The sequence below is a fragment of the Streptomyces sp. NPDC001393 genome (genome assembly GCF_053597455.1).
The window spans coordinates 1-11,782 of sequence record NZ_JBSFIH010000073.1; the positions used below are offsets into that span (position 1 = coordinate 1).

Here is an 11,782-nt window from a genome sequence, read left to right on the forward strand (position 1 = left end):
GCGTTCTCCGGCAAGGACCCGTCCAAGGTGGACCGCTCGGCGGCGTACGCGATGCGCTGGGTGGCCAAGAACGTCGTGGCGGCGGGCCTGGCCTCGCGCTGCGAGGTCCAGGTCGCCTACGCGATCGGCAAGGCCGAGCCGGTGGGGCTGTTCGTGGAGACCTTCGGCACCGCCACCGTGGCGCAGCACGTCATCGAGGAGGCGATCGACGAGGTCTTCGACCTGCGCCCGGCCGCGATCATCCGCGACCTCGACCTGCTCCGCCCGATCTACGCCCAGACGGCCGCCTACGGCCACTTCGGCCGCGAGCTGCCCGACTTCACCTGGGAGCGCACGGACCGCGTGACGGACCTGCTCCGGGCCGCGGGGGTCTGAGAGAGTCATGAGCGATCAAGCGGACACCCGCGTGGGCACTCCGGCAGGGGCAGACACGGACAACGAGCACGGCACGGTGTGCTCGCAGCGCGCTCGCGTCGGCGAACTGACCCGCCTGCGGCAGGAGTTGCTGAGCGGCCCCAGTGAGCGGGCGACCGAGGCACAGCATGCAAAAGGCAAGCTGACCGTGCGCGAGCGCCTGCAGCTTCTCTTCGACCCGGACACGTTCAGCGAGGTGGAGCCCTTCCGCCGGCACCGGTCCACCGGGTTCGGCATGGAGGACAGGCGGCCCCACACCGACGGCGTCGTCACCGGGTGGGGGCGGGTCGACGGGCGGCCCGTGTTCGCCTACGCGCATGACTTCCGCATCTTCGGCGGCGCACTGGGTGAAGCCCACGCCGAGAAGATCCACAAGATCCTGGACATGGCGGAGGCTGCCGGTGCCCCCGTTGTCGGGCTGTGCGACGGGGCCGGGGCGCGCATCCAGGAGGGAGTCACCGCTCTGGCCGGGTACGGCGGCATCTTCCGCCGCAATGTGCGCAACTCGGGAGTGATCCCGCAGATCAGCGTCATCCTCGGCCCCTGTGCCGGCGGCGCGGCCTACTCGCCGGCGCTGACCGACTTCGTCTTCATGGTCCGCAGCACCTCGCAGATGTTCATCACCGGACCGGACGTGGTCGAGGCGGTCACCGGTGAGGCGGTGAGTCATGAGGCGCTGGGGGGCGCTGCCGTGCACGCAGCGATGTCCGGCGTCGCCTCATTCGTCTACGACGACGAGGAAACCTGCCTGGAGGACGTGCGCTACCTGCTGTCCTTCCTGCCGTCGAACAACCGGGAGCTGCCGCCGGCGCAGTTGACGGACGATCCGCCGGATCGCTCCTGCGACGCACTGATCGAGATGGTGCCGGCGGATCCGAGTGCGCCGTACGACATGCGCCGGGTCATCGAGGAGATCGTCGACGACGGCGACCACCTGGAACTGCACGAAGCCTGGGCGGCCAACGTCGTGTGCACTCTGGCGCGGATGGGCGGCCGGGTGGTCGGCATCGTGGCCAACCAGCCCTCGAACATGGCAGGCGTACTCGACATCAGCGCCTCGCAGAAGGCGGCACGATTCGTCCAGATGTGCGACTCGTTCAACATCCCGCTGGTCACGCTGGTCGACGTGCCCGGTTTCCTGCCGGGAGTGGACCAGGAGCACGGCGGTGTGATCCGGCACGGCGCCAAACTGCTGTACGCCTACTGCAACGCGACCGTGCCCAGGATCTCCGTCGTGCTGCGGAAGGCGTACGGAGGGGCGTACATCGTCATGGACTCCCGGGCGATCGGGGCCGACCTGGCACTGGCCTGGCCGACGAACGAGATCGCCGTGATGGGCGCGGAGGGAGCCGCGAACGTGATCTTCCGCAGGGAGATCGCGGCCGCCGATGACCCGGAGAAGGCGCGCAGGACGCGGGTCGAGGAGTATCAGCGTGAGCTGATGCATCCGTACTACGCGGCCGAGCGCGGGCTCGTCGATGACGTGATCGACCCGGCGGAGACCCGGCGCCGGCTGATCGACGCTCTGTCCGTGCTGCGCTCCAAGAGCGCGCCGGTGCCGAGCCGCAAGCACGGGAACCAGCCGCAGTGAGGGCGCAGGAACCGGACCGAGGGCAGCTGCGGATCGTCCGGGGACGGCCGACGCCGGAGGAACTCGCCGCCCTCGCCGCAGTGTTGTACGCCCTGGCCGCGCAACGCCGGGAGCGGCAGGCGGAACGGGAAGAGAAGGAGTACCGGGATCTGATCGCCGCCGGTGGGGCGGTGTCCCGGTCCGTTCTGCGGAGCCCGGGCAGGAACGCGCGCCCCTGGACCACGATCCCCTTTCCGACGTGGCGTGCGTAGCCGGGCCGTCCGGCGCCACCGGTCGCTCACGCCTCTCGCCCTCTGGGAGAATCGTCCGGGCCGGCCCCGGCTGCTGCCTTCAACCGGGGCCGGCCGCAGCCGGCGGGGTGATGTCACTCAGCCGGGCGCGGGAACGCGTGGATGTGCAGACGCAGCGCCAAGCCGTCGGCGGGCTTGTCCACCTCCTTCTCGCGGTAGTTCTCGATCAGGTCGTGGATCTTGCCCTCGAGTTCGCGCGCGTCCGCGGGCGAGAGCTTCAGGGTGAAGTTGCTCAGGTCCCAGCTGCCGTTCCACTCCGCCGGCATCTCGTTCATGGAGTGGAGCCAGGTCGACAGCTCCCGGGTGTGGTTGTGGGCCGCCTCGTGGATGTGCAGTCCGAGCGCGCCGCGTACGGCACGGTCGGGGTGGTGGACGAAATCCTCGATGTTGTCCGCGCGGATGCCCTTGTTGGTGGCCTCCCAGAAGCGGTCCCGGCCGGTGCCGCGCTCCGCGTTCTCCTCGATGAACCCGTGCTCGGCGAGCTGACGCAGGTGATAGCTCGTCGTGCCGCTGGTCTCGCCCAGCTGGGCCGCGAGCTGCGTGGCCGTGGCGGGGCCGTTCTCCCGCAGCGCGGTGATCAGACGGATCCGCAGCGGGTGAGCGAGGGCCATGAGGGCGCGGGGGTCATGGGACGAGGGCTTGTGCTCTGTGTTCTCCATGAGCCCACCGTATAACCACCGAGATACCTTTGCAAAGAATCGTCGGCAGACGATTTTCGGCCAAGATTCCTCGGCAGAGATATCTCTGCCTTCCTTTGACGTCTGGGGAGTCCCCGTGGAGTTCGGTCCGCCACGTCGCAGAACGCTGCGACGAAGCGTCTGGTGGTTCGTCGGTCGCCTGGCGAGTGTCGGCAGGATGTGGATCGCAGCGGAGCCGTGGTTCCACCTGCACCAAGGCCCGGCCGACGGTCATCCTGAACGGCTGCGCAGGGACATCCCCCTGACCGCGACGGAACGAGCGCTGCTGAGAGAACTGCCACGCGAACTGCGCAGGTCGCAGGACCCGTTCGCCTGAACACCCGGGCCATCCGCTGTACGCGGTCGACGGTCGAGGTGGGCGGTGCCGCGGCGTCCGGACGCGGTGGGCACCTGCGGCCGGCCGGAGGATGCTGCCGGGCAGCAGGGTCTCGATCGCCTCGGCGTCGCCGGTCTGCAGCATGTGAAGGTGAGCGGCCTGGGGGACGCCGGTGCGCGGCTCGGGTCCTTCGGGCAGCTCGTGCGCCTCGGGGGGTGCCGGGCGGGGATCACGGGGCCGCCTGCCCGGTGCCGGTCGTGGTGCGCCGGGCGCGTCCCTGCCAGCGGAGGACCACCAGGGCGGTGACGGCGACGAGCGCGGCGATGACGCGGTAGCCCTGGGTCATCGCGTCGGTGAACGCGTGCACGGCGGCCGTGTGCTGGGCTGCGCCCAGGTGGCCGGCCGCCGTCATGGCGTCCGAGGCCGAGTGCGCATGCGTCGCTACGGCCGGCGGCAGGTGGGCGAGGAACCGGCTGGTGACGATGGTGGCGACGACGGCGATGCCGATCGCGCTGCCGATCTCGCGGGCGGTGCTGTTGAGCGCGGCTCCGAGGCCGCTCTGGCTCCTGGGCAGGGCGGCGACGATGCCGCTGGACAGGGGCGGGGTGGCCAGGCCCATGCCGGCCGCCATGACGAGCAGGTCGGTCGCGTAACTCCAGTACGGTGTCGCGGAGGTGGCCAGGGACAGCAGCACCAGCCCGGCGACGATCAGCGTCAGGCCGGCGGCCACGACCCGGCGCGTACCCCACCGCGCGGCCAGCCGGGCGGCCCTGGGCGAGACCAGTTTCATGCACAGGCCCTGCGGCAGGATCGCCAGGCCCGTCTGGACGGCGCTGAATCCCTTGGCGTAGTGCAGGTACTGGGAGTTGAGGAAGAACAGGCTGAACATGCCCAGGAAGGCGCCCGCCACCCCCAGGGTGCCCGAGCCCACCGCGGGTGTCCGCAGCAGTCGCAGGTCGACCAGGGGGCGGTCGCTGCGCAGGGAGTGCACGACGAAGAGCGCGCCGATGACGGCGGCCGCGGCGAACGCGGCGAGGACAGGGGTGGAGGTCCAGCCCAGCTCGCGGCCCTCGATCAGGCCGAACAGCAGGGCCGTCAGGGTCGCCACCAGCAGGACGGCGCCCGGGGCGTCGGGGCGGACGGGGTGGCGTTCGGTGTCCGGGGCCCAGCGGCCGGCGAGGACGGCGAGCAGCACGGCGGCCGGGACGAAGAGGGCGAAGAACACGGGCCAGGAGAAGAACTGCAGGGTGGTGCCGGCGATCAGGTTGCCGAGCATGCCGCCCAGCCCGGTCGCGCCGGACCAGGCGCCCACCGCCCTGCCGCGCTCAGGGGGCGGGGTCACCGACAGGGACAGCGCCAGGGTGGCCGGCATCACCAGCGCCGCGCCCACGCCCGCGACGGCCCTGTTGACGATCAGGGCCGTGACGTTCGGGGAGAGGGCGCAGCCCAGACAGCCCAGGCCGAAGACGGCGAGCCCGCTGAGGAGCACCGGCTTGCGGCCGAGCCGGTCGCCCAGCGCCCCGGCCGGGATGAGCAGCCCGGCGAAGACGAGCAGGTAGACGTCCACGATCCACACCAGCTGCGTCGCCGAGGGATGCAGACCGCTCCCGGACAGCTGGGGGACGGCCAGGTTGACGCCGGAGACCATGGCCTGGACGGCGATGACGGCGGCGTTCATCAGACGCGGGACGGTGCGCCGTACCGCCCGGCCGTCAGCGGTGCCCGTGCCCCGGCCCGTCTGCCGCCCCGCCTCATGCCCCCGGTCGGCGTGGGGCCTCGATGCGCTCGGTGCAGTCATGTCCTTCCCTTCTCCGACGGTGCTCAACGACCGTAGGAACGCGGGAAGATAACTTCAAATGCATGCCCTTGATGCATAAAATGCGTTCGGTGCATACGAAGTTGGACCTGAATCTGCTCGTCGCCCTCGACGCGCTGCTGGAGGAGTGCTCCGTCACCGGTGCCGCCGACCGCCTGGCCGTCTCCGAGCCGGCGATGAGCCGCACGCTCGGGCGGATACGCAAGGTCGTCGAGGATCCCGTCCTGGTCCGCGCCGGGCACACCATGCAGCCCACTCCCCGGGCCGTGGCCATGCGCGCGGAGGTGCGCGCCCTGGTGCAGCGCGCCCACGCGGTACTCGCTCCGGCCGGCGAGACGGACCTCGCCTCCCTCACCCGGACCTTCACGATCTGCGCCAACGACGCCATGGTCACCTCCGTCGGCGATCACCTGCTCACCTGCGTCGAACAGCAGGCTCCGGGCGTGACCTTGCGCTTCCTCGCCGAACCGTCCGGCGATCACACCGGGCTGCGGGACGGCAGCGTCGATCTGCAGATGGGGGTGCTGGGCCCGCTCGCCCCGGAGATCCGCACCGAGCCGCTCACCACGGACCACACCGTCATGGTCCTGCGCCCCGACCACCCCCTGGCCGAGGGCGAGCTCACCGCCGAGCGGCTGGCCGGGGCCCGGCACATCGTCACCTCGCGCCGCGGCCGGCTGAACGGCCCACTGGACGACGCCCTGGCCGCACTGGGGCTCGGCCGCCGCGCCGCCGTCGTCGCCCCCACGTTCGCCGCCACGCTGCTGATGCTCGCCAACCGGCACGACATGATCGGCCTCTTCCCCTGGCGCCAGTACCGCATCAATGTGCGCACCCTCGGCCTGGTCACCCGGGAACTGCCCGTCGCCCTGCCCCCGCTGCACCTGTCCCTGGCCTGGCACCCGCGCGACGACTCGGACCCGGCCCACCAGTGGCTGCGCTCCCGCATCCGCAGCTCCGTCAGGGCGGTGCTGGAACCCGACGACGTGCCCGTTGCCCCACCGTGCCGGACGGCCCCGGGGTGAGGGGCCTGAGGGGCCGTCGTCGAGGAGCCGTACGAACGGTCGCCGCGTGTGCGTGTCCCGTGCTACGGCGGAGAGGGCAGGATTCGAACCTGCGTGGGCCCCGATGGGGCCCGACCGTGAGGCGAGCTCGCTGGTCCCCGATCAACCACTCCGGGCACCTCTCCCTGTTCCCGGCCCCCTCTTGCGGGCCGGTCACTGGGACAACAGTGGCCCGAGCCGCTGACACCGCACTGACGCCGCGCTGACACGGCGTCAGCTCGCAGCAGATGGCCGGCAGGCTCGGGTCACTTCCAGGTGGCGCGGTAGGCGCGGTAGGTGTTCACGCCGGTGGGGAGCTGCGCTTTGAACAGCAGCTCGCCGGACGGGCTGAACTCGGAGACGTACGGCAGCGAGCCCCACCCGACGAAGGTGTTGCCGCCCGGGAGCGTCTGCGCGTTGCCCTGCGAGGATGCGCTGAGGTAGTCCGGCTGGTCGACGGAGCCGACCAGGGTCGCGGTGTGGGTACGGCTGTCCAGGCGGGCGGTGACCACACGGCTGAACGGCAACTCCTCCACGGCGCCGGTGCCGGTGTTGGCGGCACCGGCGGACTCGTTGTCGAACCACCGGTACAGGCCGCCGCCCAGCGGCTCGGGGTCGTGCTGCCAGGCGAAGATCCGCCCGGCGGTGTTCAGGTACTGGCCGGGCGCAGCCAGCTCCTTGAAGGTGCTCGCCCTGCCGCCGAGCTGCCAGAGGACCTTGCCGCTGCGGTGGCCCACCTTGTAGGTGGTCCAGGTGTTGCGGGCGTCGATCAGCAGGTTGCCGTCGGTGTCGAGCTTGACGGCGTTGATGTGGAACCAGTCCCACGGGGTGTCCGGCGAGGACGGCAGCGGCTGCTCGCTCTGCGCGTAGGGAACGTGGTCGGCGGCGCTCCACTGGAACAGCACCCGGCCGGTGCGGATGTCGATCTCCTGCGCCACGCCGTCGATGACCTTCTGGTGTGCGGAGCCGCCCAGGGATGTCAGGTCTGCCGTGGTCTGCCTGTAGGCCAGGATCAGCGCCGTTCCGCGCGGGGTGATCAGGAACTCGTGGCCGTCGGCGGTGTAGCCGTTCCCGGCCCTGACCTCGGCGACCTTCTGGTAGTGGTCGTCGTAGACGTAGTCGGTGCCGCTCGCCAGGGAGCCGAGGCCGGTGCCCTGCCACCAGGTCAGCACTCGCCTGCCCCGGTAGGTCTGGGCGCGGAAGTCGGCAGCTTCCTGCCCGGCGGGCACCTTGTGCGACCACACGACCCGCTTGCCGTCCTGGCTCAGGATCTCCACGCCGCTGGAGTACTGGCTGGTGGCCGAGTTCGGCGAGATGAAGATGTCCCCGCTGCCGGCCTTGGCCTTGTCGGTCAGGACGGTGACCGGCGGCAGCGGCGCGGCCCCGGCGGGAGCGGCTGCGGCGCCGGTCACGGGCAGCAGGCCGGCGACCACGGCGGTCGCCGCAACAGCCGCAGCGCGGGCGGGCAGGGTGTTCCTACGCATCAAAGAGGTCCTTGTCTGGCGGGCCGGAGCCGAACGGGCCGGCTCCGGGCATCCACGGAAGGCGCACGCCGGCTGGGCGTACGCAGCGAGGGACGGCAACTACAGGAAGGCGCTGCCGCGCGCAGGCAGGCGCGTCAGCTCACACAGAAGTCCGCGAACAGCCCGAAGAGGCCGCGGTCGGACACGGGTGAAGACCCTGGAGGCGCTGGGCTCTCAACAGGGGCGACAGGCAGCAGAGCACACCCGCATGTGGTCGATGTGACCGCGAGTCGTCAGGGCAGGTCGCTGCTGCATGTCCGAAAACCTACGGCCTGCCTGGCGGAGCGTCAATCCAGGATCCCATCCTGCCGCGGCGGACGTCGCGGCCTCACGCTGCCGGGGAAACAACGACACCATGGCGGCTGCGCGGCGATGGATGTCGCGCAGGTCAACTCAAGGTCCAGGCGCGGCCTGTCAGTTCCCTGGTCTAGGGTCGCCCGCATGGCTGAGCCCTCCTTCCTGACCGCCGTCCGCGAGTCGTACGACACGGTCGCCGCCGACTACGTCGAACGCGTCCCGCCTCCCGCCGACCTGGACCCGCTGTCACGCGCGATGCTGGCGGGATTCGCCGAACTCGTGCGGACGACTGGTCTGGGGCCGGTCGCGGACCTGGGATGCGGCCCCGGCCGCGTGACGGCGCACCTGGCCGGGCTGGGAGTGTCCGCCTTCGGCGTCGATGTGTCACCGAAGATGATCGGGCTGGCCCGGCGCGCCTATCCGAACCTGCCGTTCACCGAGGGCTCGATGACCGCGCTGGAGATGAGGGACGACGAGCTCGGCGGCATCCTGGCCTGGTACTCCACCCACCACACGCCCCCGCAGTGGCTGCCGGCGGTGTTCGCCGAGTTCCACCGCACGCTCGCGCCCGGCGGCCACCTGCTCTGGGGAGACTATGTCGGCGATGAACGGCTGCAGCCGACCCAGGGCTATGGCCGTCCGGTGTCCTACGAGTCGTATCTCCTGCCCCTGGACCGCATGGCCGGCCTGCTGGAGCAGGCCGGACTCGTCGTCACCGCGAGGCTGGAGCAGGAGCCCGGCGGACGGGCGAACAGACCGCACGCCTGCCTGCTGGCCCGCAAGCCCGAAACGCCCTGACGGGGCCTGTTCCTTCCGGGTGATCGCCGCCGGCAGGGCGGTCGTCAAGTCTCTTGTGTCGCACCTCGGTTCGGGTGCCGGTCGTCTTCGGGCAAGAGCGCCCGTGCTGCGCGGCGGGCATGAGCGATGCACCGGCGTCGGCGCTACCTCGTGCAGGCCTTGGTCAGTTCGCCCGCGGAGTCCTTGACCGGGCTGAGGTCGGGACTCTTGTCGCCGTGTTTGATGGACGCGCGGACGTTGTCCACGGCCTTGCCGAGGTCGTCCACCGCCTTGTTCACGTCGACGTTGTCGGTCTGGTGGCCGATGTCCTTCAGGTTCTTGTTGATGGGGTCGAAGTAGCTGTCGGCCTTCGAGGGGTCGAGCGCCGCGTCCCGTGCCGCCTGCTGCAGGTTGTCGACGGCGTCGGCGATGGCGTTGGCGGTGCGCACACAGTCCAGCGCCCGGTGGGCGGCAGCGCAGCCGGTGGCGGTGAGTGCTGTGGCGAGGGCGACTGCGGCCGACGCGGTGACGGCCGCGGCACGGCCTCGGCGTAAGCGACGGCTGGCGGTGGGTGTCATGACGGCGTGTCCCTTCCCCCGCTACGACCGGCGGGGCGCACGGTGTTGTCGGGCGGGGCGCCCGAGCCCATGGTGCCGTGGGCGGAGGCCGCGGGGTTGTCCGGTCCACGCGGTCTCGACCGGGGTTCCCGCGTCTCTCGAGCAGGTTCCGGTGCCGGCACGACCGCATCACTGCGGCGGCGGGCGGTGCCAGGGACGTGGGCGCGCCCGAGCACGCACCCTGGCGGCACGGCGTCGTCCGCGGGCTCGGCTCACCCGGCCTTCACCGGGCGGCGGGCGGCTGTCCCTCCCCGGTGTCGCTCGCGAGGCGGGCGTGCAGGTGGGAGTCGTGCCGGGTGCCGTCGGCGTCGACGTAGAAGTCCCGCATGGTTCCTTCGAGGCGGAAGCCGGCCCCGGTCGCGACCCGGCACGAGCCGACGTTGGGCACGGCGTGGTCCAGGGTGATGCGGTGCAGTGCGAGGCCGCCGTCCGCGACCGGGGTGAACGCCCACCGCACCGCCGTCTCCAGGGCCCTGGCGGCCAGCCCCCTGCCTCGGGCGGCCGGTGTCACCCAGTAGGTCACCACTGCCTGGTCGGGAAGGCGGTTGATCTCCCTGATGCTGAGGGAGCCGAGCAGGGTGCCCCGTACGGGGTCGGCGACGGCGAACACCGCGGCGCCGTTCTGCCAGCAGGAGAGGCGGGGCGTCAGCCAGGCCCGGGCGCGCTCCCGGGGCGGCGCCTCGGCCACGGATCTGCCCGCCGCCCAGCGCAGGATGCCGGGGTCCTGCAGGGCCTCCGCGACGGCGGGCTCGTCCGTTTCGGTCAGCGGGCGCAGCAGCAGGTCGTCCGCGCTGATCGTCCGCGGTCCGAGGGCAGTCGTCGTCGGGCTCATGCCCTCGTTCTATACGATCGGCCCGGCGAACGGCAGCCCGTTTCGGCCGACGGGTCGACCGCGAGCGTGTGACCGTGCCATGCCCAGGTCCGCCCGGCGCAGCAGGGTGTCGGGCACCTCTCGGCAGTCGCCGGCCGGCCCGGGTGTGGCAGCGCCCGCGCGCCGTCTGGCGGGCCTCCCGCACCGAGCCGCCCGGCACGAACTCCGCCGAACCGCCGCGGCGTTCGGCGTAGTCCCGCACCCGGCCGTCACCTCGCGCCGGAGCGGGAGACGACCGGTGTCGTGGGAACCGCGTCAGCGTGCCGTCAGTGGTTGCCGGCACAGTGGTTCACGTGAACGGCGGCGCGCAGGACGGCGAAGCCGGGATCGGGGAGAGGTGCCCGGAGTGGTTGATCGGGGACCGGCGAGCATGCCTCGGAGGTCGGACCCCCCAGGGGTCCACGCAGGTTCGAATCCTGCCCTCTCCGCCCAGTCCCGCAGGGGCACAGGCAGGACCGGCGGCGGGCCGTTGCGGGCCGGCCGCCGGTTGGGCGCGTCCGGATGTCCGTCGTCGTCCGCCGCGGTGATCGGCCCGTAGGCGGAGCCCCGGCCAGAGGCCGGCCAGATCCGTTGGAGGGGTGCTCGTGCCGGGGTACGGGCCGCCCTCATGCGCCGTCGATCGCCCGGCGGACCTCCTCGGGCAGGCCCAGCAGGGCCAGTACGGCCGGCGCGGACGCCCCCGGCAGGGACACCGCCGCGGCGGCCTGCCGGTACCACAGGCGGGCCGTCTGCCGGTCGCCGCGGGCCTCGTGCACGCGGGCGAGACCGGCCAGGGTGCGCACCCGGTGCCCGACGCTTCTGACCCAGCGGGCGTCCAGTCCCGCCAGGGCCTCGCGGTAGAGCCCTTCCGCCACGGCCGGTTCGCCCGCTGCCAGGGCGAGGTCGCCCAGTCCCCGCCGGGCCACCGCCAGACCGGCGGGGCTTCCGGTACGGCGGGCCAGGCCGGCGGCCCGGGTGTAGGCCTCGCGGGCCGCCGCGGAGTCGGTCCCGGCGAGGTTGTCGCCGCGGCTGACCAGGAGGTCGGCGGTGTCCGCGGTGGCGTCGAGCTGTTCGGTCAGCCCCAGTGCCTGGTCGATGAGGGCGACCGCGGCCGCTCGGTCGCCCCGGGCCGTGGCGAGGCCGGCCAGGGCGTCCTGGGCGAGGGCGGTTCCCCAGCGGTCGCCGAGCGTGCGGAAGGTGTCGGTGGCGGTGCGCAGGGCCCGTCGGGCGCGCGGGGCGTCGTCCTCGCCGAGGGCACCGTAGGCCATGACGTAGCGGGCCATGGCCCGCACCCATGGGTCGGGGTCGGCACGCCGCGAGGTGACCAGGGCGTACGCGTCGTACGGGTCGCCGTCCGTGGCGTTGAGCAGCACCCACAGCAGGAGCGCGGCGGGGTGCCGGCCCTGCCGGGCGCCCGACCACACCGTGCCGAGGGCCACCCGGGCGCGGTCGCGGTGCCGGTGCCACAGGGCGCGGCCGGTGTCTGCGGACGCCGCCAGCAGGACGCACACCGCGAACTCCTCCTCCTGGCCCGCGGGGGGGGTCGCCGT

The 11,782-nt window shown here is 72.3% G+C and carries 12 protein-coding genes and 2 pseudogenes; 7 read left to right on the top strand and 7 right to left on the bottom strand.

Annotation, left to right across the window (positions count from 1 at the left end; genetic code table 11):
* The 3 genes from ACWC2T_RS41045 to ACWC2T_RS41055 form a co-directional block, all read left to right on the top strand.
* A partial coding sequence (locus ACWC2T_RS41045) for a methionine adenosyltransferase domain-containing protein (RefSeq protein ID WP_450675401.1) occupies positions 1 to 375 on the top strand: 375 nt, incomplete at its 5' end.
* 7 nt (positions 376 to 382) lie between these two features.
* Positions 383 to 2,005, top strand: a complete 1,623-nt coding sequence (locus ACWC2T_RS41050; RefSeq protein ID WP_450675402.1) for an acyl-CoA carboxylase subunit beta — start codon at positions 383 to 385, stop codon at positions 2,003 to 2,005.
* Positions 2,002 to 2,256 carry an acyl-CoA carboxylase epsilon subunit gene (locus ACWC2T_RS41055; RefSeq protein WP_450675403.1) on the top strand — a complete coding sequence of 85 codons (255 nt, stop codon included), beginning with the start codon at positions 2,002 to 2,004 and terminating at the stop codon, positions 2,254 to 2,256. Before ACWC2T_RS41050 ends, ACWC2T_RS41055 begins: the two co-directional genes overlap by 4 nt.
* 113 nt (positions 2,257 to 2,369) lie before the next feature.
* Here the strand turns inward: ACWC2T_RS41055 and ACWC2T_RS41060 are convergent, their stop codons facing one another.
* A complete protein-coding gene (locus ACWC2T_RS41060; RefSeq protein WP_450675404.1) occupies positions 2,370 to 2,954 on the bottom strand; it encodes a helix-turn-helix domain-containing protein in 585 nt (194 codons plus the stop codon).
* Between ACWC2T_RS41060 and ACWC2T_RS41065 the strand changes: the two genes are divergently transcribed.
* Entirely contained in the window at positions 2,953 to 3,309 is a 357-nt protein-coding gene (locus tag ACWC2T_RS41065; protein ID WP_450675405.1) for a DUF6059 family protein, read from the top strand. The two genes, ACWC2T_RS41060 and ACWC2T_RS41065, sit on opposite strands and share 2 nt — an antisense overlap.
* A 229-nt stretch (positions 3,310 to 3,538) precedes the next feature.
* On the opposite strand, the gene ACWC2T_RS41070 is transcribed toward ACWC2T_RS41065, so the two are convergent.
* The gene (locus tag ACWC2T_RS41070) at positions 3,539 to 5,107 is read right to left on the bottom strand and encodes an MFS transporter (protein WP_450675406.1); all 1,569 of its coding nucleotides are present in this window, start codon (positions 5,105 to 5,107) and stop codon (positions 3,539 to 3,541) included.
* An 80-nt stretch (positions 5,108 to 5,187) separates the two neighbouring features.
* Between ACWC2T_RS41070 and ACWC2T_RS41075 the strand changes: the two genes are divergently transcribed.
* On the top strand, positions 5,188 to 6,150 hold the full coding sequence (locus ACWC2T_RS41075; protein ID WP_450675407.1) for a LysR family transcriptional regulator: 963 nt from the start codon (positions 5,188 to 5,190) through the stop codon (positions 6,148 to 6,150).
* Positions 6,151 to 6,218: 68 nt separating this feature from the next.
* Here ACWC2T_RS41075 and ACWC2T_RS41080 read toward each other — a convergent pair.
* Both ACWC2T_RS41080 and ACWC2T_RS41085 read right to left on the bottom strand, forming a co-directional pair.
* A pseudogene (locus tag ACWC2T_RS41080) lies at positions 6,219 to 6,314 on the bottom strand.
* A gap of 120 nt (positions 6,315 to 6,434) precedes the next feature.
* Positions 6,435 to 7,652 carry an arylsulfotransferase family protein gene (locus tag ACWC2T_RS41085; protein ID WP_450675408.1) on the bottom strand — a complete coding sequence of 406 codons (1,218 nt, stop codon included), beginning with the start codon at positions 7,650 to 7,652 and terminating at the stop codon, positions 6,435 to 6,437.
* Between the two features lie 480 nt (positions 7,653 to 8,132).
* Between ACWC2T_RS41085 and ACWC2T_RS41090 the strand changes: the two genes are divergently transcribed.
* Positions 8,133 to 8,786, top strand: coding sequence for a class I SAM-dependent methyltransferase (locus ACWC2T_RS41090; protein ID WP_450675409.1), 654 nt, complete (start codon positions 8,133 to 8,135; stop codon positions 8,784 to 8,786).
* Positions 8,787 to 8,929: 143 nt separating this feature from the next.
* On the opposite strand, the gene ACWC2T_RS41095 is transcribed toward ACWC2T_RS41090, so the two are convergent.
* Together ACWC2T_RS41095 and ACWC2T_RS41100 are read right to left on the bottom strand one after the other, a co-directional pair.
* A complete protein-coding gene (locus ACWC2T_RS41095; protein ID WP_450675410.1) occupies positions 8,930 to 9,343 on the bottom strand; it encodes a hypothetical protein in 414 nt (137 codons plus the stop codon).
* Positions 9,344 to 9,605: 262 nt separating this feature from the next.
* A complete protein-coding gene (locus ACWC2T_RS41100; protein ID WP_450675411.1) occupies positions 9,606 to 10,214 on the bottom strand; it encodes a GNAT family N-acetyltransferase in 609 nt (202 codons plus the stop codon).
* Between the two features lie 370 nt (positions 10,215 to 10,584).
* Here ACWC2T_RS41100 and ACWC2T_RS41105 point away from each other — a divergent pair.
* A pseudogene (locus ACWC2T_RS41105) lies at positions 10,585 to 10,681 on the top strand.
* A 177-nt stretch (positions 10,682 to 10,858) separates the two neighbouring features.
* Here the strand turns inward: ACWC2T_RS41105 and ACWC2T_RS41110 are convergent.
* Complete coding sequence (locus ACWC2T_RS41110) at positions 10,859 to 11,743, bottom strand: hypothetical protein (protein WP_450675412.1); 885 nt, start codon at positions 11,741 to 11,743, stop codon at positions 10,859 to 10,861.
* Between the last annotated feature and the right edge of the window lie 39 nt (positions 11,744 to 11,782).